Source organism: Pseudoalteromonas distincta (assembly GCF_005877035.1).
Taxonomy (GTDB): domain Bacteria; phylum Pseudomonadota; class Gammaproteobacteria; order Enterobacterales; family Alteromonadaceae; genus Pseudoalteromonas; species Pseudoalteromonas distincta.
Genome location: NZ_CP040558.1, coordinates 3,519,217 through 3,541,206 on the forward strand (window position 1 = coordinate 3,519,217; position 21,990 = coordinate 3,541,206).

A 21,990-nucleotide genomic window follows, 5' to 3' on the forward strand; every position below is an offset into this window, starting at 1 on the left:
CCATAAAACCTGCTATTCGTACCAAAGACTACGCCTCATAAATAATGCCCGTAGAGTGTTTAAATAAATCCCCTTACTGTAATCCGCGAAGTAACCATTTAGTTACAAAAATAACAATTCAGGGGAATTATATGACATTAACTAACAAAGGTAGCGCGCGATTATTTAAAAAATCGTCGTTAACAGTTGCGCTAAGCAGCGCGATACTTGCAAGCTTTTCATTTCAAGGTGTTGCAGCAGAAGATGACGAAATAACTAAAATAGAACGCGTACAAGTTACAGGTTCTCGAATTCGTTCAGCTGAGGCAATGTCATCGGCTCCTATTCAAGTTGTAGATAGTGCTGCTATTGATGCATCAGGGTCGTTAAATATTCAAGACTTATTATTAGAGAACCCTGCATTTGGTACACCAGCTATTAGCCGTACTAACTCAAACTTTAATACCGCAAGTGCGGGTGTTGCTACTGTTGATTTACGTAATTTAGGCTCTAACCGCACATTGGTTTTAGTGAATGGTCGTCGTTATGTATCAGGTGTACCAGGTAGCTCTGCTGTCGATTTAAATACTATTCCGAGTCAATTCATCGAACGTGTTGAAATTATGACAGGTGGTGCTTCATCTGTTTATGGTTCTGACGCTGTTGCTGGTGTAGTTAACTTTGTACTAAAAGATGATTTTGAAGGTATTGAATTCGAAGGCCAATATGGTGAATCAAGCGAAGGCGATGATGAATCACGCCAATTTAACTTTACCTCAGGCTTATCAAGCTCAGATGGGAAAGGGCACGCGATGTTCCATCTTGGGTATTCTGATCAAGGTGCTGTTTTTTCACGTGACCGTGACCGCTCGGCAGTAGACCAATTTTCAGGTATCTTCTTTGAAGATGATCCAGTAGCAAACCCGGGCTCTGTATTTGATGCTGTAAGCCCATTTTTATCTTCATTTCCGCCACAGGGTCGCTTTAGCGCTGGGGATGAAACATTTACGTTTAATGATGCAAACACCCTACAAAACTCGTTTAGTACTAACGGTGGCGATGGCGTAGCTGCAAATGGTTTTAACCGAAGTGGCGTACGTACGATAGCGATACCTACAGAACGTTACTTATTTGCCTCAAATGGTAGCTACGAGCTAAGCGACAAGCATAGCTTTTTTTATGAAGGTACTTACGCTGCAACAACAACCGTTTCTGAATTAGAGCCATTTCCTTTTGCCTCTGACGACATCTATGCAAATGGCCAAGTACCAATTGAATTTAATGTAAACGGTGAAATATTGCGTAACGCATTTGTACCTGATGATATATATAACGCAGCAACCGACACCGATGGTGATGGTATGCGTGATATCTTTTTTGCAAAGCGCTTAAGTGATATCGGTAACCGTGGAGCACGAGCTGAGCGTGATACATTCCGTTTAGCACTAGGCTTTCAAGGTGAAATAGCAGATGGTTGGTTCTACGATACTTACTATGTATACGGTAAAACAAAAGAGCAGCAAGTTTCTGGTGGTTTAGTTAACGTACAAAGCTTTCGTCAAGGTTTAGAGGCTGTTATCGATAGCCAAGATTTAGATGGCGATGGTATTACTGATGAGGCTATTTGTATCGATGCGACAGCACGTGGCTTTAACTGTGCGCCGGTAGACATTTACGGTTTCAATTCGCTATCGCAAGGTGCTATTGATTTTGTAAGTGCACCTAGCTCACTTTCAACGTCGGTTGAGCAAGAAATCATTGGTGGTAATATTTCAGGTGATTTATTTGATTTACCGGCAGGTACGGTAGGTATCGCTGCTGGTTTTGAATACCGTGAAGAGTTCTCACGTAGTGAGTTTGATGCTCTACAGCAAGCTGGCCTTAATGCGGGTAATGCAATTCCAGCAACAGAAGGCTCGTTTGATGTAACTGAATATTATGTAGAAGCAAACATCCCCGTGCTTGATTCTGTAACAATGAATGCAGCAGTTCGTTTGTCTGACTACTCAACAGTAGGCAATACTGAAAGTTGGAACGTGGGTGTAGATTGGGAAGTAATGGATAGCTTACGTTTACGTGCTACCCGTGCACGTTCAACACGTGCTCCAAATATCGATGAACTATTTTCTCCACCTTCACAAACTTTCCCAAGTGGTTTAAACGATCCATGTTTAGGTGTTACTAATAGTGGCGGTGGTGCTGCAGGTGATGCTTGTCGTACAGATGTTGGTGTTACAACTAATATCACTTCAAATGGCGAGTTCACGCTTAACCAGTCTGACTTACAAGGTATTAGTGGTTTTAACCGTGGCAACCAAGATTTAAAAGAAGAAGTTGGTGACTCTGTTACAGTAGGTTTAGTATTTACACCAGAAAATCTAATATCAGGCCTAGACATTACGCTTGATTACTTTGATATCGAAATTACAGATGCAATCGTATCAACACCTCGTCAGTTTATTCTTGACCAATGTTATGGTGGTGGCGATACAAGCTTTTGTGACTTTGTAACTCGTCGTAGTGCGCCATCAGGTAATAATAGTGCTGGTTCACTAGAGTTTATTGACAGTGGTGTATCTAACAGTGGTGGTTTAGGTACAGAAGGTGTTGATTTAACACTAACGTACTCTACTGATATTGGCCCAGGTGCGTTTAGAACTCGCCTTGCTTATACTTACCTAATTGATGGTTATAGCATCCCACTTCCAGGCGCTGATAAAGATGAGTTTGCTGGAGAAATTGGTGCATCAGAGCATAAAGCTAACTGGAACTTTGGTTATAAACTTAACGACTTTGATTTTAACTGGAGCTTAACTTACATTGGCGCTGCAGACTTTGATGATCAATTCTTAAGTGGTTTTGGTATTGCTCCAGGTGGAGTAGGGATTGGTTCAGTGACATATCATGATGTTCAAGCAAGTTACCATATCAGCGATTCAACAGAGCTTTACGCTGGTGCGAGTAACTTATTTGATAAAGAGCCACCACGCATTTTATCGGGTGTGAGCGGTTCAAGTACTGGTACTGAAACAGATGCAGGTACGTATGACCCAATTGGTCAATCATTCTACATAGGTTTTAGAAGTAAATTCTAACCAACAATAACGACACTAATATAGTTACTTAATTAGTAACGTTCACAAAGCCTCAGTATTGCTGGGGCTTTTTCATGGGGAAAAATAATGTAGTAGTAATGCTTATACATTGTTTATCCCAATATATGAGCATTACACCCACTTAAACCCAAAACAACGCCACTGGTAACAGGGGCGTTGTTTAGTATGGGGGGGAGGCTAATATAGTAACCGAATCGCTTGATTATTTAACGATTTATCCCTATTTGTGGCCCTCTTCATTGAGGGCTTTTTTTTTGCTGGTTTAGTCTAAGTAAGCCTTTAGCATCCAAACCAGTTTTTCTTGCTCTGAGATGTAATCGCTCATTAGTGAGGCTGTACCTTCATCGTCTGCATCACCAGCTTGGCTTAAAATATCACGCTGCATGTGAATTAATGTACTGTAACCAGCAAGTAGGTTTTCTACGGCTGTAACACCATCACTAATACCTTTAGCTTCTTTAATTTTACTTACTTCAAGGTAATCAGAAAATGCATGTAGAGGTGCGCCATCTAACGTTAAAATACGTTCTGCAACTTCATCTACTTTTAGAAGTAGTAGGTTATAAATTTCTTCAAACTTAACGTGTAGTTCAAAAAAGTTACGGCCTTTAATATTCCAGTGAAAGCCACGCGCGTTCATGTATTGAATCTGGTAGCTACTCAATAATGTATTGAGTGACTTTATGATGTCTTCGCTTTTTGCGCTGTTTAGACCAATTGCGTTTACATGTGACATAACTTGCTCCTGAATAACCGTTTGTTTGTGAACTTGTGATAAGTATTACTAATTTCGATAAATTAGTAAAATCGTTTAAATGTATCTAGTTAATAGTTTTAACCTATTAGCTGTTTTTGATACCTGTATTCACTTTAGACTATTAATAGAAATGGGACTGATTAATAAAAATACTACCCCTCAAAAATAAATAAAACCCAGAAGTATATAAATCATGATCTAAAACAAACTTTATTTAAGGTAATAACTTAGCTATTTTTTTATTGATGCAGGTCAAAAATCATCCACCCTAACGGCGCATAATAATGTTGTCGAAATAATTAGGAGAGATAACATGCATGCAAAAACAGCGAAACAAAATAAAGCAGAGTTAATCGTGGTAGGAATTGCAGTCATCGCATTTGTGCTTGGGCTAGTAGCGCACTTAGCAGGAGCAAGCTTTGCGAACTCAGATTTTTTTGGTTACATTGCGGCGCCCATTCCGCTGATACTGGCTGTGATATTTTTAATTAGTTATAAAATAGCAGCCAATGCTGAGGATTAATCTTTCTCGTTTAAGCACTTTAAAATGTAATCGAGTACTTGGCGCGAGTAAATCATACTGGTATGGCTTAAATGAAACACTTTGTGTTCGGCCATACCTTTAAGTTTGGTTTCATCTAGTAATACGGTGCCATCTGACTGGCTACCTTTGACTATTAAAGGCATAAGCCCAATAGGTAAATCGCCTGCGATACTATAAAGCTTAGCTTTAAAAGGCCAATTACCATTTTTAGTAAGCAAAAACTCAACACTATTTTTTAAAAATGATTCAAACCCTTTTTGCTTCATTTTTTGCGCTATATGGCTGCCTTTATGTGGAGTACCCAGTGTAATTACCTTCGTAATATTCTGGCTAGCAGGAGAGTTTGCCTCTAGATAAGCACGTGCAATCAGCCCTCCCATTGAGTGGCATACAAGCGCTGCAGGTTCGTTAGAAATACACTCATCAATTTGTGCAAATATGGTATCGCGGTGAGGGTCGAGCGTATTGTAGGTAATGTTTAATACCGTCATACCCGACTCTTCAAGTCGTGAACAAAGTGGGCGCATAACAAAGCCAGACATATACAAGCCATGTAAAACAATAACGTGTTTAACTTTCATATGCTCCCTAATACCAATTTTATTAAAAACATGATCATTCTAGCGTATTAAATAATCCGCTACCTGCGTTAAAAATTATTTATATAGAACAACTATATGTCATAATTTTCGCCTTGTTATCGACTTATTTATTTGTCGCTATAATAGATAACTAATTTAATGCAATTGGTATAACTACCGTAATTACATTAACTGTAGCGGTTTTATTTCAATATTGGTTGTATCGGTATTTACCCATACTTCACCATCTTGAATGGTAATGGCGAGCTTAATTCCACGATCAACCAAAGCAGCAAGTGCTTGTGTTGCTGCGTAATCAAGGCTAAAAATACTTAGATTTTTAAATTCATACAATTTAGGTTGATGTTTTTGCCACCAAATTGCTTGATTGTTTTCACCATAAGTATACAGCACCACTTTTTTAGATTTATTACAGGCTTTTTTAAGGCGTTTCTCATCTGGTAACCCAAGTTCAACCCATAGTTCTATTTCTTCACTATAGCTTACATGCCAAAGTTCAGGCTCATCATCAGCACTTAACCCTTTAGTAAATTCTAAACCATCACAGCTATTTAGCGCAAAAGCGAGTAAGCGAATCATCAACCTTTGGTCGGTTTCTGATGGGTGTTGAGCCAAGGTTAAATTAAAATCTTGATAAACGTGGCGGTCCATATCGCTAAGCGATAACTGCACTTTCATAATGGTGGATTTAAGAGCCATAACAACTAATCTGAAAAAATTTGCGCCAGTATAGCGCAATTAAATGAATTGCCAGTTAAAATAGCGGTTAATTATACGTTAGGAGTTAAAAATGGCTATCCAGTGGTTCCCTGGGCACATGAATAAAGCCCGCAATGAAATTAAAGAAATAATGCCACAAATGGATGTGATCATTGAAGTGCTTGATGCGCGCATTCCCTACAGTAGTGAAAACCCGATGGTGGCAACCTTGCGTGAAGGTAAGCCGGTCATCAAAATTTTGAACAAAGCTGATTTAGCTGATCCTAAAATGACTCAAATCTGGAAAGATTATTTTGAGCAAGAAAACGGTGTTAAAGCGATTTCTTTTGGGCATGATAAAGCAGCTGAAGTACACCGTATTAATGAGCTTTGTAAAAAGCTAGTGCCGCATAAAGTGGGTGCAGATAAGCAAATTAAAGCCATGATCATGGGTATTCCTAACGTGGGTAAATCTACGTTAATTAATGTATTGGCTGGGCGTATAGTTGCAAAAACAGGTAATGAGCCTGCTGTTACTAAAGCGCAACAACGCATTAAGCTTGAAGACGGTATTATGCTTTACGATACGCCAGGTATGTTGTGGCCAAAAGTAGAAAACGAAAACTCAGGTTATCGCTTAGGCGCTACCGGTGCCATTCGTGATACAGCACTTGAGTATGAAGAAGTAGCAAGTTACACAGCTGAGTACCTATTGCGTGCATACCCTGAGTTATTAAAAGCGCGTTATAAAATAGATGAATTACCACAAAGTGATTGGGAATTTGTTGAAATGGCGGGTAAAAAACGTGGCTGTATTCGTGGTGGTAACCAAATAGACACATACAAAATGTCTGAAATACTAATCAACGAATTACGCGACGGTATCATTGGCCGTATTACTATGGAAACTCCGCAAATGCGTGAGGAAGAAGAAGTAATGGTTGCTGGTTTACGCGCTGCAGCAGAAGCTAAAAAGGCAGCTAAAGAAGAAGAGAAAAAACAACGCCGAGCACGCGCACGTAAAAACCGTCGTTAATTGATTTAGTTTAATTTAACCAACTAAATTACAGACATAAAAAAAGCCCGTAAGGGCTTTTTTAGTTTCATATCTACCGTCACCGATATGAGCAATGTAGCAAGTAAAATAGTAGGGCGGTTACTCATCATCAACATCAAGGGGCGTTGCGGTTCATAACAAGTAACCATAGCTGTTTACGTGCGCCACACGTTGTTTCAGGGTCGAGAAACAAATCAATTCATTCCTTAACAAGTGGTATGCAATCCGTCTTGTTGATATTGATTATCAGTTAGATCTAACTATCTGTCAACAGCTAAATGCAAATAATTCTTATTATTGATGAGTTTGTTTTTTATTCTCTTTTAAAACGATAACTTAGCACTAAAGTGGGTGCTGCTATTTTTAGTAAAAACACTTATGCTGATTAAGTAATCAATAAATACGATAAGAATAAAAATATGTTTTCTATTTGGTTTATTAGCTTAATTGCGCTGGCGTATCTCGGTATATTATTTGCGGTTGCCGGCTGGGCGGATAAGCGTAAAGTTTTACCTTTTAAAGGATTAACTTATGGTTTGTCTTTGGGGGTGTATTGTACCTCATGGGCTTTTTATGGCACGACGGCGCAAGCTGCGAGTAATGGTTGGTGGTTAGCGCCTACATATGCGGGTACCATTTTATTATTTATTTTTGGGTGGCAGCTCTATGGCAGAATAGCCCATATTTGTAGACAACAAAAATTAACCTCAATGGCCGACTTTATATCAACCCGTTATGGTCAATCTTCTAGTTTATCTGGTTTGATATCGCTCATTTCTGTGATTGCTATTGTGCCGTATATTTCACTGCAGTTGAGTGCTACCGCACAAAGTATTAATTTATTAACCAATCGCGCGCCCACACAAAACAATATGGTTTTAGCTGATAGCACCTTTTATATTACGTTGCTGCTTGCTTTATTTGCTATTTTATTTGGTGCTCGTAGGTTAAAACCGAGCGAGCATAACCCGGGTTTAATTGCTAGCATTGCGTTTGAATCGGTGGTTAAACTGCTCGCATTTATTGGGGTGGGTCTGTATGTGTGCTTTGTAATTTTTGACAGTCCCAGTGATTTATTTTTAAAAGCGCAGCAATTAAATGTACCTCAACAAGTCCAAGCTACTAAAAGCCCAGTGTATGTTTATATTGCGCATACGATACTAGGTGTTTTAGCTACGTTGTGTTTGCCTCGGCAATTTCATATGGGTTTTATAGAAAATAATAACGATACTGAACTTGCCAAAGCTCGATGGTTATTTCCCATTTATTTATTACTAATAAACCTATTTATTTTACCTATTGCTTACGCAGGCCTTGTTTACTTTAATGGTACTGACGTAGGGCACGACACTTTTGTATTGGCTCTCCCAATGGCGAGCAACAACGCCGGCATTACATTACTTGCATTTTTAGGTGGTTTTTCAGCGGCTACAAGCATGGTAATTGTGTCGTCCATTGTGCTTTCTGTAATGATCACCAATGATTTTATAAATCAGTTTATTTTAAGGCGCTCGCAGCTCAACTCAAGTAGCCGAGGACTTGATAAAAACAATCTATTACACGCCCGTAAAATAGTGATTGTGTGCATATTACTGCTTAGCTATTTTACGCATCGTGTATTGGGTGAGAGTAATACACTTGCAAATGTTGGATTGATGTCATTTACTTTGGTTGCACAATTTGCTCCCGCTATGATTATTGGCCTTTGGTGGCGACAAGCGACCTGTAAAGGTGCTCAACTTGGTATTTTAAGCGGCTTTATTATTTGGGGGTATACTCTATTAATACCGAGCTTAGCGAGTGGCTTAGGTATAGATGGGGTTTGGCTTAGTCAAGGGCCTTGGCAAATAGCATGGCTGGCCCCTACCAACTTGCTTGGTTTAAATTTAGATAGTGTAACTCAAGCATTACTGTTATCGCTTGGGTCAAATTGTTTGGTATATTTTTTAGTCCCTTTATTTAGCCAAGCGTCTTTAGCTGAGCGTTTACAAAGTAATAAGTTTATTTCGCAGTTACTTGAACCGCGTTTAAATACCGCATTACAACCACTTAATTATGAAGATCTGGGAGCTTTGCTACAGCGATTTGCTGAAAAAGAAGCAAGCCAGTTACTTGTTGCACAGTACTTTCCCGCTGATCAAAGTAAATGGAAGCAACCAGCTAATACTGATTTAGAGCAAATTGTTGAACGAGAAATGTCGGCAGTAATAGGGGGAGCATCGGCTAAATTAATTTTAGATGTGGCTAAAAATGAGCAGCGTCAACCTCTTGAGCAAGTTGCAGAGTTTGTTGATGAAGCTAGCCAGGTACTTAAATTTAATCGCGACTTATTACAGTCAACCATCGAGAATATTCAGCAAGGTATTAGTGTTGTAGATAGTGAATTAAAGCTTGTTGCGTGGAACCAAGGCTATAAACAGATGTTTAATTATCCTGATGATGCACTTTACATTGGTCGACCAATAGCTGAAATCATTAGGTATAACGCAGTGAGAGGGTTGTTTAGTTCCCATAATTTAAAAGTGGAGGTAAGTAAGCGCCTAGCATATTTAAAAACTGGTAGCGCCTATAAATTTCAGCGTTTACATAGCGATGGTCGAGTGTTTGAAATGCAAGGTAATCCACTACCTGATGGTGGCTTTGTAACAACGTATACCGATATAAGTGAGTTTGTAAAGCAGCAAAAGGCGCTTAAACAAGCCAATATTAGCTTAGAAGAAAAGGTTAGTGCACGAACAGCTGCGTTAACACAAGCTAACGAACAACTATCCCAAGCTAAACAAGTTGCTGAGCAGGCAACGGTAAGTAAAACACGTTTTTTTGCAGCGGCCAGCCACGATTTGCTACAACCCTTCAATGCGGCGAGTTTATTTTGTTCACTCATGAACGAAAAAACACAAGATACAGAACTAGCAGAGCTTGCACTGAATATTAAAAATTCACTGAGCAGTGCAGAAGAACTGCTTTCGAGTATTTTAGAGTTAACTAAGCTTGATGCAGGTGCGTTTAAAGTAGAGTTAGGTGAGTTTGCTATTAAATCCTTGGTTGAACCTTTGCAAAATGAGTTTGAAGCTTTAGCAAATGAAAAAGGCTTGGGTTTTATTGTTGAATCAAAAAATGTAATGGTAAAAACGGATAAAGCTTTATTAAGACGTGTGTTACGTAACTTATTAAGTAATGCAATTCGTTATACACAACATGGTGAAATTCGCTTCAGAATGCTTGTTGAAAGCGATCAATTGGCTATTTTAATAGAAGACACCGGGGTAGGTATTGCTAGTAAAGATCAACATTCAATTTATCAGGAGTTTAAGCAACTTGGCGATAAGCCTAATGCCGAAGGGTTAGGTTTAGGACTTGCAATTACAAAGCGTATTTGTGACTTATTAAATATTAGTTTAGTGATGGGCTCAGAGCTTGGTAAGGGTACGCAGTTTACACTTAACCTACCTTGCGCCACTGATTTAGTGCCAACCCAAATGAATAATACAGTGAAAAACCCTGAAACAGAGCTTGGTAAGTTACGTATTTGGTTAATCGACAACGACGAGAATGTACTCAATGCGCTCAAGCAATTATTACAAAACTGGGGATGCGATATAGCGACCGCAACAGGTTTAGCGCAGCTACAAGCATTACAAGCTAAATTACCAGTGCCGCAATTACTTATTATTGACTATCAATTAGATGATGGAATAACAGGCCTTGATGTTATTCGTAAAGCGAAGCTTTGCCACTTACCTATTATTGTTAACACAGCTAATCATGATGAGGTTATTCGAGAAAAGGTACTCGATGCGGGCTATCCATTGCTCTACAAGCCTCTTAAAGCACCCGCACTTAAGCGAATGATTAAGCGCCTTACTTAAGTTGATTACATTAACATGCAACTTATTCGGTTTTACCAACTTGTGATAATTGGTCAAATAAAATGCCTGCTTGTGTACGGTTATATACATTAAGTTTACGTAAAATAGCAGATACGTGTTGTTTTATAGTGGTTTCTTGAATCGACATTTCAAAGGCTATTTGTTTGTTTAAAAGCCCTTCGGCGATCATGGCCAAAACACGATATTGCTGTGGAGTTAGCTTTTCAAGATTACTAGAAAACTCGCTTTGCTCATCATTTACTTGCACGTCGTTTAAATCAATATCAGGTGGGAGCCAGTTATCTCCATTTAGTACATGGGCAATAGCTTGGCTTATTATATCGAGCGATGATGATTTAGGAATATAACCTGACGCACCAAGTGTCATGGCTTGTTTTATAATACTGGGTGTTTCGTTGGCTGATACCATAATAACCAATATGTCAGGATATTGATTACGTAGTTGCGAAAGAGCTTGCAGCCCATTGGCGCCAGGAATGGTCAAATCTAAAAATACGAGCTCTATCTCGGGGTGCGCGCTTAGTAATGTAAACAAGCCCTCTATATCGCTAGTTTCTTTAATATATTCTTCAGGAACAGAGGTTGCTGCCGCTTGTCGTAGGGCGCTGCGAAATAGGGGGTGGTCATCGGCAATTATAGTATTCACTGCGCTCATCCAAAGTTACTCCAAGTACTTTACTTATAAGTGATTTTTAAAAATGAAACAAGGCTTACACGACAAGAGGAAGGTGTCGTGTAAACCTAGTTACTATTATTTAAAATCGATAGCCAACGGTAAGTGACACGCTACGTGGATCGCCATAATAGCCAATTAAGGTATTATCGCCACCAAGTCCAGGGGTGTACTTACTCACATTTTGTGGATCTGAAGGATCGGGCGCGACAAATTGATAACCACCTATCATATACTCTTCGTCCGTTAAGTTTTTAGCATATAAGCCTGCATTCCAGTGTCCGTCAGTGCTGTACCAGGTAATGCCGGCATTGAGTAAGCCGTAACTGTCTTGGGTTAGTAGGCTGTCTTCTTCAAATAACGCATACTCACCTCTATGGTAGTAATTACTATTAAATACAAAGTCACCCATATCAGTATATAAACGATATGTTGCACCCAAATTGAAGGTTAAGTCGGGAGTGTTCGATACAGTAAAACGGTCTGATTTATCAAATGCTTCACCGGTCTCGGGGTTGGTATCAATAACATTATCGAAGGTGCTGTCTATATAACCTAAAGAGACGTCAAAAGTGAGTGATTCAGTAGCAATGTAGGTAAGTTCTACTTCAATACCGTCTGATGTTGACTCGCCAATATTACCTAGTCGTTGGTTTAAATCAGATGCATCATCGCCCGGTAGTACGGAAATATACTGACGGTCTTTATGATCTAAAGTAAATAGTGTAATGTTTGCACGAAGATTGTCGTTCCATTCGCTTTTCATTCCTATTTCAAACGAGTCTACAATTTCGGGCTTTGCTGCTGGTTCTGCTACGGTAGCACGCGGGTTAAACGTGCCTGACTTAAAGCCTTGGGCATAGCTTGCAAAAAATAGAATGTCGGTGTTGTACTGGTATTCAACACCTGCACGAGGAGTAAAGCGCGACCAGTCTTCATTATCATCAAGTACAGTAGGGACAAGTTGCCCTTCAGGTCGAACGTACCCTGGTATCCAACCAGACTCTGGATAAACCGTAGCAAACACCAAGCCATTGTTAACAGTTGCTTCTTTACTATCTTGGGTATAACGAGCGCCTAGGGTTATTGACCATTGCTCGTCAAAGTCATAGGTGCCTTGTATGTAAGCAGCTTTGCTGGTTGAGTTACTACAACCGCTAACTTCTCGGGTAAGCCCAGCAGCACCTAAGCTTTTACCTAGTTCTTCTAATATAGCTTCAAATTGGCCGCAAGACTCACCATCGTAATAATATAAACCTGATACGAGTTTGTAATTATCACCTTGGTGGTTTATCTGGAGTTCATGTGTGGTTTGTTCATCATCATAAATAGCAGGCACATCAAAGATACGAATTGAGGTGTTATCAAAATCAATATTAGTAGGAGAGTAACTGTCGCGATTAGAGCCAACATACTTGATACTGGTGCTATTACTTACATCCCAGCGGGCAGTGAAGCTGTAGCCTTCAAGTTCTACGTTATTTTTTGTTGGAAGGCTGGTGTATGAATCGTACTTGCTATCAGGCACTGGCGCATCAGTTAATAAGCTTGGTAATAGTCGGTAACCCCCTTTTGAGTTTGAATCGTCTTTAGTTTTATCCCATGTGAGTTTAAAAAATAGATCGTCGGTAGGCGTGTATTCAAGAGTCACTCGTGCCGCAGTAACATCTTTATTGTAGTTCTCACGGTCTTGATTATCGAGTGCAGATGTTAAAAACTCACCAAACCCATCTCGGTTTAGAGTAGCAAAGCCAAAGCCGACATAAAGTTTTTCATCAATAATTGGTAGTTGACCTGTCACTTTTAAATCTTTTTGGTTGTAACTACCGACCGTACCTTGGAGATTAAGTGTTGCATCACCGCTCATTTCTTTGGTCACGTACTTTATAGCGCCACCTATGGTATTTTTACCATAAAGCGTGCCTTGTGGGCCACGTAAAACCTCTATTTGTTGTACGTCGAGCAAATCAAGCACAGCACCTTGCGGGCGAGCTAAGTAAACATCATCAATATAAATGCCTACGCCTGGTTCGTATCCCCAAAGAGGGTCTTGTTGGCCTACACCACGAATAAAAGCAGTGATTGTAGAGTTTGTACCGCGGCTAGCTTGCAAAGTCGTATTAGGTGAAAATTGCTGGACTTCTGTCATCACGCTAATTCCATTTTCGGCAAGTTCTTGCGCACCTATTGAGGTTACTGCTACAGGGACTTCTTGTAAGTTTTCAACTGTTTTTCGAGCGGTTACCTCTATACGTTCTAGTTCACCTTTTTTTGCTGTAGCTTTCTCTGCTGCAACACTATTAAAGCTGCTTGTTATAGCCAGTGCTACTGCAACAGTGAGTAAGGTTGGTTTGTATTTGAGCTGATTCATAGTGTGTTCCTATTTATTGTTATCACAAAAATGCTTAACTCGCGTCACCTAAGTTCACTGTAGAAGATTGCACCTTAAATAGAATTAGTACCATAGTGCTATACGTTAAAGTTTTACTTTAAAGCCTTTTGAATTCATGATGTTATATTATTTTTTATAATGGATAGTACCTTAGTGTTATGTATTTATGCGGCAATAGCAGTAACACTCAAGGTAACCAAGTATGAAGGTTATAAATATTACTCGCGTGTCACCTCATCGTGTAATAACAATAAATTAGGAACCTCTATGCTGAGCATGATAGGACTATTAGGCGGGTTAGTACTGCTAATTATTTTAACGCTACGCGGCGTTAATTTGTTTATTGCCGCACCTGTATGTGCACTGCTTGTGGCGCTTACAAGTAATATGGCGATTTTTCCGGTAACGGACTCTGTTAATTTTATTTCGGCTTATATGGATGGATTTGCTGGCTTTCTGAGTGCCTGGTTTTTTATGTTTTTGTTGGGTTCTTTATTTGGCAAATTTATGGAAGATACCGGCGCTGCAGATAGTGTAGCTAGTTATATTGTTGGTAAGTTAGGGATGAAGCATGCGGTTTTAGCGGTAGTTATTGCGTGCGCTGTTTTAACCTACGGAGGAGTTAGTGTATTTATAGTCGCGTTTTCGGTATATCCCATGGCGCTGAGCTTATTTAAAGACGCTAACCTGCCTAGGCGCTTTATACCAGCGACCCTGGGATTTGGTTCGGTTACTTTTACAATGACCTCTGCAGGTTCACCTGAAATACAAAACTGGATACCGGTCAAATACCTTGGAACCTCACCTTATGCTGCGTGGGAAGTAAGTTTAGTTGTAGCTGTATTTATGGCGACAGTAGGCTATTACTGGCTAAATAAAATGATAAAAAAAGCTATTGCAAAAGGCGAGTGTTTTGAAGCACGCGAAGATGACCCTGTATTGCTTGAGCGAAAGCGCCCACACCCAACAACAGGCGTTATACCTTTATTTGTTGTTTTACTCCTGTCGTTTTTTTTACACGATGTGTTACAGCAAACGGCATTAATAGTTGCGTTATTAGGTGGTGTTTTAAGTATTGTCATTATTAATTATAAATACTTTTATAATATGTCGGCTGCAATAAATGTAGGTACTACAGGGGCTTTAGTGGCTATTGGTAATACTGCTGCGGTTGTTGGGTTTGGCGCTGTAGCTAAAGTATCGCCTGCTTTTACAGCGGCGGTAGATGCAATGACTCACATGCCAGGTAATGAATTAGTCGGTGCGGCAGTGGCCGTGAGTGTGATTGCAGGGCTTACCGGTTCTGCATCGGGCGGGCAAGCTATCGCATTGCCACTTGTCGCTCCGCAATATTTAGATATGGGTGTTAATCCTGAGCAGTTACATAGAGTGGTTGCGATTAGTTCTGGTGCGCTCGATACCCTCCCGCATAATGGTTATGTAGTTACGACCATACGTGCAATTTGTAAAGAAACCCATCAACGTGCCTATTGGTCTATGGCTGCTCTTACGGGAGTGGTGCCTGTAGTAGGCGTAGTGCTTGCTTTGTGTTTATTTATTTTCTTTTAGGATGAATCATGAAAATTAAAATTATATTGCTCCTATTTATATTGTTGTTAAGTAACGCCGTTTATAGCGAAACAATATTGGTGAAAAAGCAGCATTTTACCACTGAAGATTTTACAACTGTGTCGGGGGCTACTTTGCCAAAAGTAGACGTAGGCTGGGAAAGTTACGGTAAATTAAATAAAAATAAAGATAACGTTATTTTAATTACTCATTATTTTTCGGGCACGTCACACGCCGCAGGTAAATACAGAGCTGATGATGCACTTGCCGGTTATTGGGATGCGTTAATCGGCCCAGGTAAAGCAATCGACACTAATAAATATTTTGTAATTAGCTCAGACACTTTGGTCAATGCAAACTGGCATGATCCTAATGTAATTACCACGGGGCCAGCTTCTATAAATCCTAAAACAAATAAACCTTACGGGTTAGACTTTCCGGTAGTGACAATTACTGATTTTGTTGAAGTGCAAAAACGCTTACTCGATAGTTTAGGTATTAATAAACTGCATGCCGTAATAGGTGCCTCAATGGGATCGTTTCAGGCACTGGAGTGGGCGGTACGTTACCCAGAACAAGTAGAGCGCTTGGTACATGTAATTGGTGCGGCAACCATGGATGCATGGACTGTGTCGGCACTAGAAAAATGGGCCATGCCAATTCGTTTAGATAAAAACTGGCAGCAAGGTAATTACTATAATAAAGAACGACCACTTGCAGGGCTTACCGCTACGCTACTAAACATTACTCAAGATGCTATGCATCCGCTTATTTATAACGCCAGTTTCCCTAATTTTGAGGTGCTAGATGACGGCGCACTGCAAGATATTCGTACCTTACCAAAAGTAAACCAGGTTTTAGAGGCTAGAGCATTAGCAAAAGCTAAGCTACAAGATGCAAACCATGTTTTGTACTTAGTGCGAGCATCGCAGTTATTTACCGCAGGTAGATCAGCCAATTTAACTGATGCCCTAAAAAAGGTGCAGGCAAAAACCTTATTGCTACCTGCCACTAATGATTTATTACTACGCCCCGAAAATGTCCGCAAAATGGACTCAATAATGGATGAACTAGGTAAAGAGGTCACTATTTCTGAAATTGCGGGTGGTTGGGGCCATTTAGATGGGCTGTTTTCAATTTCGCCTAAAGCGCAGCAAATTAGTGAGTTTTTAGCCAACTAGGAGGCTTGCATGAGCAAAACAATTTTAATAACCGGTGCCGCCAGCGGTATTGGCTTATATATAGCAAAGCAATTAGCAGCAGCGGGTCATCATATTATAGTAACCGACCTAAATGCAGCGCACGCAAAAGAAGCGGCAGAGGGTATTGTTACTAATGGCGGAAAAGCCCAAGGTTATGCATTAAATGTGGCCGACAGCGAGGCAATTACCGCTTTTTTTAATCAGTTATCGCAAGCTGTTGATGTGCTTATAAATAATGCCGGCCTTCAGCACGTAGCAAAGCTTGAGGAATTTCCGGCTGATAAATGGCAATTTTTGCAGCAAGTAATGTTAGTTGGGCCTGCAATGATGACCCAAGCGGTATTGCCTAAAATGCGCGAACAAGATTTTGGCCGAATTATTAATATTGGCTCTATTCATGCCATAGTAGCCTCTAAATATAAGTCGGCTTATGTGGCCGCCAAACATGGCTTAATTGGCTTTAGTAAAACCATAGCGCTTGAAACAGGGGATGCCAATATAACCATTAATACCGTGTGCCCTGCGTATGTAAAAACACCGCTGATAGAGCAGCAAATTGCCGCACAAGCCAAAGAGCATAACTTATCTGAGCAACAAGTAATCGATACTATTATGCTAGCACCCATGCCTAAAAAAGCATTTATTGGTTTAGATGAAATACACCATACGGTAACCTTTTTAATGGCTGATGCGGCGCGAAACATTACCGCACAAGCGATAGCAATAGATGGCGGCTGGACCGCACAATAGGAGCTAACAATGGCAGGATTCGATAAGGTAGTAAGTAGTTACAGCGAAGCAATGGCAGGGCTTGAGGATGGCATGACAGTGATTGCCGGTGGTTTTGGCTTGTGCGGTATACCGGAGGGACTTATTGGCCAAATTAAACGCCAAGGTATTTGCAATTTAACTGTGGTGTCTAATAACTGTGGCGTAGATGGTTTTGGTTTAGGCGTGTTACTAGAGGATAAACAAATATGCAAAATGGTGGCCTCGTATGTGGGTGAAAATTCCTTGTTTGAACAGCAACTACTCAGTGGTGAGCTAGATGTAGAGCTTACTCCACAAGGTACACTGGCTGAAAAAATGCGCGCTGGTGGCGCGGGTATTCCTGCTTTTTATACCGCCACTGGAGTAGGCACACCAGTGGCTGAGGGTAAAGAGACACGTAATATTAATGGTCGAGATTACTTACTAGAGCACAGTATTATCGGTGACTTTGCCATTGTAAAAGCGTGGAAAGCGGATCGCTTTGGTAATTGTATTTATCGCCATACCGCGATGAACTTTAATCCTATGGCCGCCACCACAGGTAAAATAACCGTACTCGAAGTAGAAGAAATTGTAGAGCCTGGGGAGTTAGAGCCAAGCCTAATACACACTCCCGGTATTTATATCGATCGGGTTATAAAAGGGGTGTTTGAAAAACGCATAGAAAAAGAGACCACCCAAGCAGCAAAGCAATTAGGAGCAAACTAATGGCATTAACACGTGAACAAATCGCCAAACGAGTCGCGATGGAATTACAAGATGGCTATTACGTTAATTTAGGCATTGGGATCCCTACCTTAGTAGCTAACTATGTTCCCGATAATATTGCGGTAATGCTGCAATCAGAAAATGGCCTGCTGGGTATGGGGCAGTATCCTACTGCCGATGCGCTCGATGCTGATATGATAAACGCCGGTAAAGAAACCGTTACTGCCGCCACTGGCGCAGCCATTTTTAACTCAGCCGAAAGTTTTGCGATGATCCGCGGTGGTCATGTTGACTTAACCGTATTGGGCGCCTTTGAAGTTGACCAAAACGGTAATATTGCTAGCTGGATGATTCCCAATAAATTGATAAAAGGTATGGGCGGTGCGATGGATTTAGTGGCCGGTGCAAAAAACATTATTTGCACCATGACCCACGCTAACAAGCATGGTGAGTCAAAATTACTTAGTGAATGCAGCTTACCGCTTACCGGTGTGGGGTGTATTAATAAAGTAATTACCGACTTGGCCTTACTGGAAATTAAAGATGGTGTATTTCATTTATTAGAGCGCGCCCCCGGAGTGAGCATAGAAGAAATTCAAGCTAAAACACAGGGGCGTTTAATTATCCCTAAAAACACACCTGAAATGACATTTTAATAATAGCTTACTGTCGTTATTAATTAAGCCCGCATTGTTGCGGGTTTTTTATAACTTAAAAAACTATAAATTCAAGATTTAATAATTTGATATGGATTTTTATTATAAAAGCATTGATCTTTCAGAGTTAAAATTAATTCAAGCTAGGAATGATTTTATCGCCACCCAAGACAGCTACTGCTTTGACATAAAATTAAATAGTCTCTTGTAAAACCTTAGCCCCTAAAGATCAACAGCCTTTAATTTATGGCTAAAAATATTCGTACTTAACTGGATATTTTAAGCCACTAACGCACTTTATTTGCTGTTATACGTAAATTAATCTGCTCCACTAGTACTTTATCCTGCTTGTTTAGACGCCCTACAATGAGCAAGAAATCACTACCGTCAGTTTTTATTACTTTAATGCTTGTGTTATCAAGTTTGGTTTTACCGTATGTGGTTTCTATTTTTTCTATGTCTTTAAAGTGACTAAGATCTGATTCAAGCTTACCGTCATCGTTTTTGTAGTAACTAAAAATATAGTTCTCGGTTATTCCGTTACCGTCTTCTCGGTAATCAAATACTGCATCGCTATAAAAATAGAGTATTTCTTCGTTTTCAGGTGTTAGGCGATTACGTTTTAAAAAGTGTACTTGGTAAGGCCATAAACTATCGCCTTTTATAATTGCAGCATTGGGTAAAATATTTACTTCTTGAAGTACGCCCAAAAATAATAGAGGTGCAAACGCAAGCGAGATTAAATACTGTCTAATTCGCCAGTGCGAGTTGTGATGTAGGGCTTCTTTACTTATATCGGTTTGCTCAATGTAACTAACTAGGGGCAACCATAAAAATGGCATTATACAAATCACTATGGTTGCGTATTCGTCCATACGATAAGCAAAGGCGCTGGCAAGTACCATTAGCCAGAGTGTTAAGGCAGTCCAGTTAGGCATTACTCTATTTTTGTTTAACTGTTGTTGGCTGTGCTGTGCAAGTGCGCGATACAAAGGGTAATACCATAAAAATGCAAATATACCTCGAGCAATAGGCATAATACTTGAGTTATCGCGCTCTTTAATGGCCTTAAAGTTACGATAACTCCAGTAGTTAACAAATATGCCTAAACTTAAAATACTGTAAATAATAAACTTACTTACAGATACAGCATAAAATGGACTATCTTCAAATTTAACTTTTTTTGCTGACTCTAATCGCCAATCGGCGAAAAAGAATATGAGCACTAAAATATAGCCAGCCAACAGATATTTAAGCCAGCTATAACCAAAGCTATCTAGCACATCAGCTGTTGTTTGAGGCGTTTCGCTCGCCTTTGCATATTTTAGAATAGGGTAATGAGTTGCTGATATTAACTTTTTACGCTGTGCTAAATAATCATCTATTTGATCCGCTTTAATATGATCTTGTTTTGCGTAATAGTTATAGCTCAGTGTTAAAACATTATCATTAAATTCAGTAGTTGTTTTTAGATTGAAGTAGTCGTTGTCAATTTCTTCTTGATCGCTATCAAATCCCCAACCTTTTTCTGCAAAATGTAGTTTTATTGTGGTGTTAATTATATTGGGGTAGTCAAAGTAAAGTGGGTCGGTACGATTTACCTGCTTTGGTTCGTAAACGCTATTTTGTATTTCACTCGCATAAAAACTAGCTTCGTAGCCTTCGTCTGTTTTTTCCCAAAATTCACTAATTAAATACGATTCTTTGGTTATTAGTTTGCCCGTTTTTTCTTGCTCACTAATTGCCATTGCTTCATTGATTGATAAGCCATTTAAAAAGCCTTGGTAATACTCGAAATAAGATTTAGCAACGCTATTTAGACCACTGCTGGCTATATTGTTTCTTCGGTGAATTGCTTCAAATTCAGCATAAGTGTACTGGGTTTCAAAACGTGATGGCTCAGATACTTTTTCAGCAATAAAAAAGTTATCCTCTACAGATACATTTGTATGTACAGGTTTTTGCGCCATTGAAGTTAAGGTGGTTTCACCTTTATCAATAATTAGGGCATAGCCATAATCAGGCTGTGCTAAATATTCGAGAGTACCTCGTTGGTAGCTAACCGTAGGATCGAGCCAGTAGCGTTTTCCGTTTTGTTTAAGCGTAACAATTACGTGATTAAATACACTTGCAGAAGGTGGAAGTTCTTTTAAACGTTTGGTTTCCTCTGTATCAACTAGCGCAGGGAAGGCCTCTATATCCATCGCTTTTAATAACGAGATAAGCAGTACTGTTTTATCTTTGCAATCGCCATATCGTAGCGAAAGCGTTTCTGAAGCTGATGTTGGTTGATGCGAGTTAGTGCCCATTTCAAGCCCTAAATATCGAACTTCGTCTTGGCTAAAGCTCAGTGCTGCTGCAATTTTATCTGATGTTTTTGTGTTTTTTGCTTTTATTTTTTCAGCTATATCCAAAATGCTGCTTGGAGTTTCTATGGCTGATTGATAAAGCGGATATGCCCAGTTAACTACCTGACCCCAATCGTCAAACTCAGAAAAATAAACTTGTGTATATGGGTCGTACCACGTTGGGGTTTGAGAATTCTGCTCCAGTAAAGGTTCTTCAAAAAGAGTTATAGAATAATCTTTGCCATATTTGTTAAGCGTTTCTTGAATATCAGCTGCGCCGTTTATTGTATTAATATGTAAAGGCGTTTGTTTACCCCAAAGTACACGCATATTTTGTTGCACTACGGGTACCGACCAGTTCAGCGTGCGTCTTGTACTAAACTTATTAGCATATATAGGGTTGCTGCCTGTCACTGTGTAGCTGTAATCGAGTATGTCGCCACTGCGCATATCATCAATAATAATATTGAGTGATAAGCTACCATTATAAATACGCTCAGCTAACTCAGATTCACCCTGTATAATCGTCATTCTCGCGCTACCAAGCTTATCAATGCGCTCATTATTTCTGATAATCGTTAAGCTATTTAGTGTTAGCGACTCGTAACTTGGATCAAAATCAAGACTAAGCTGGCTTATATAATCAACACCACTTTGATTTAAAGCTTTCATAACCAAACGTGTATAGCGTTGCTGTTTTTGCCTGCTCGGTATATAGGATTGGTTATCGAGTAACAAATAAAGTGTGCCGTCACGTACCTTGGTTATGTCGGAATGCTTGGGTTGCTCAATAATATGTGTATTAACCCAATTAGCTGGTTTATCTATTTTATATTGCTGCGCAAAAATATTATGAGAGAAAATTAATAAGGTAAGTGCAATTAGCCAAGAGCTGAGTCGAAGGAAGTTCCATTTCATTGTGGGGTCTTATAGTTGTTTTTATAAATACTATTGAAGGAATAATGTACCAAATTTAGGCTTTTTTGACAATGAGATGTTAATAGAATCCATCGACATATTTATAATT

Annotated in this window: 15 protein-coding genes; 9 read left to right on the forward strand and 6 right to left on the reverse strand. The window is 39.7% G+C overall.

Going from position 1 to position 21,990, the window contains the following annotated elements; translation table 11 throughout:
• The first annotated feature begins 131 nt into the window (after positions 1-131).
• The gene (locus FFU37_RS15830; protein ID WP_138489891.1) at positions 132-3,074 is read left to right on the forward strand and encodes a TonB-dependent receptor domain-containing protein; all 2,943 of its coding nucleotides are present in this window, start codon (positions 132-134) and stop codon (positions 3,072-3,074) included.
• A 283-nt stretch (positions 3,075-3,357) separates the two neighbouring features.
• On the opposite strand, the gene FFU37_RS15835 is transcribed toward FFU37_RS15830, so the two are convergent.
• Positions 3,358-3,831, reverse strand: a complete 474-nt coding sequence (locus tag FFU37_RS15835) for a Dps family protein (protein ID WP_004334993.1) — start codon at positions 3,829-3,831, stop codon at positions 3,358-3,360.
• A 334-nt stretch (positions 3,832-4,165) separates the two neighbouring features.
• On the opposite strand from FFU37_RS15835, the gene FFU37_RS15840 reads away from it, so the two are divergent.
• Positions 4,166-4,375 carry a hypothetical protein gene (locus tag FFU37_RS15840; protein ID WP_024597139.1) on the forward strand — a complete coding sequence of 70 codons (210 nt, stop codon included), beginning with the start codon at positions 4,166-4,168 and terminating at the stop codon, positions 4,373-4,375.
• On the opposite strand, the gene FFU37_RS15845 is transcribed toward FFU37_RS15840, so the two are convergent.
• Positions 4,372-4,977, reverse strand: coding sequence for an alpha/beta fold hydrolase (locus tag FFU37_RS15845; RefSeq protein WP_004334986.1), 606 nt, complete (start codon positions 4,975-4,977; stop codon positions 4,372-4,374). The two genes, FFU37_RS15840 and FFU37_RS15845, sit on opposite strands and share 4 nt — an antisense overlap.
• Positions 4,978-5,160: 183 nt before the next feature.
• The gene (locus FFU37_RS15850; protein ID WP_024593828.1) at positions 5,161-5,697 is read right to left on the reverse strand and encodes a YaeQ family protein; all 537 of its coding nucleotides are present in this window, start codon (positions 5,695-5,697) and stop codon (positions 5,161-5,163) included.
• Positions 5,698-5,788: 91 nt separating this feature from the next.
• On the opposite strand from FFU37_RS15850, the gene ylqF reads away from it, so the two are divergent.
• On the forward strand, positions 5,789-6,733 hold the full coding sequence (gene ylqF / locus FFU37_RS15855) for a ribosome biogenesis GTPase YlqF (protein WP_004334981.1): 945 nt from the start codon (positions 5,789-5,791) through the stop codon (positions 6,731-6,733).
• A 440-nt stretch (positions 6,734-7,173) separates the two neighbouring features.
• A complete protein-coding gene (locus FFU37_RS15860; RefSeq protein ID WP_138489892.1) occupies positions 7,174-10,623 on the forward strand; it encodes a PAS domain-containing hybrid sensor histidine kinase/response regulator in 3,450 nt (1,149 codons plus the stop codon).
• A gap of 22 nt (positions 10,624-10,645) precedes the next feature.
• Here FFU37_RS15860 and FFU37_RS15865 read toward each other — a convergent pair whose 3' ends face one another.
• A complete protein-coding gene (locus FFU37_RS15865; protein WP_138489893.1) occupies positions 10,646-11,299 on the reverse strand; it encodes a response regulator transcription factor in 654 nt (217 codons plus the stop codon).
• Between the two features lie 100 nt (positions 11,300-11,399).
• Positions 11,400-13,688 (reverse strand): TonB-dependent receptor, encoded by a 2,289-nt coding sequence (locus FFU37_RS15870; RefSeq protein ID WP_138489894.1) that lies wholly within the window; start codon positions 13,686-13,688, stop codon positions 11,400-11,402.
• Between the two features lie 288 nt (positions 13,689-13,976).
• Between FFU37_RS15870 and FFU37_RS15875 the strand changes: the two genes are divergently transcribed.
• Genes FFU37_RS15875 through FFU37_RS15895 form a run of 5 tightly spaced genes read left to right on the forward strand, consistent with a single transcriptional unit; the run spans position 13,977 to position 18,615 of the window.
• A complete protein-coding gene (locus tag FFU37_RS15875; RefSeq protein ID WP_138489895.1) occupies positions 13,977-15,278 on the forward strand; it encodes a GntP family permease in 1,302 nt (433 codons plus the stop codon).
• An 8-nt stretch (positions 15,279-15,286) separates the two neighbouring features.
• Entirely contained in the window at positions 15,287-16,459 is a 1,173-nt protein-coding gene (locus FFU37_RS15880; RefSeq protein WP_138489896.1) for an E22 family MetX-like putative esterase, read from the forward strand.
• 9 nt (positions 16,460-16,468) lie between these two features.
• Positions 16,469-17,230 carry a 3-hydroxybutyrate dehydrogenase gene (locus FFU37_RS15885; protein WP_138489897.1) on the forward strand — a complete coding sequence of 254 codons (762 nt, stop codon included), beginning with the start codon at positions 16,469-16,471 and terminating at the stop codon, positions 17,228-17,230.
• A gap of 9 nt (positions 17,231-17,239) precedes the next feature.
• Positions 17,240-17,959 carry a CoA transferase subunit A gene (locus FFU37_RS15890; RefSeq protein WP_138489898.1) on the forward strand — a complete coding sequence of 240 codons (720 nt, stop codon included), beginning with the start codon at positions 17,240-17,242 and terminating at the stop codon, positions 17,957-17,959.
• On the forward strand, positions 17,959-18,615 hold the full coding sequence (locus tag FFU37_RS15895; protein ID WP_138489899.1) for a 3-oxoacid CoA-transferase subunit B: 657 nt from the start codon (positions 17,959-17,961) through the stop codon (positions 18,613-18,615). The genes FFU37_RS15890 and FFU37_RS15895 overlap by 1 nt, the downstream gene beginning before the upstream one ends.
• 287 nt (positions 18,616-18,902) lie before the next feature.
• Here the strand turns inward: FFU37_RS15895 and FFU37_RS15900 are convergent, their stop codons facing one another.
• Positions 18,903-21,881 carry a DUF3857 domain-containing transglutaminase family protein gene (locus FFU37_RS15900; RefSeq protein WP_138489900.1) on the reverse strand — a complete coding sequence of 993 codons (2,979 nt, stop codon included), beginning with the start codon at positions 21,879-21,881 and terminating at the stop codon, positions 18,903-18,905.
• Positions 21,882-21,990 lie beyond the last annotated feature (109 nt).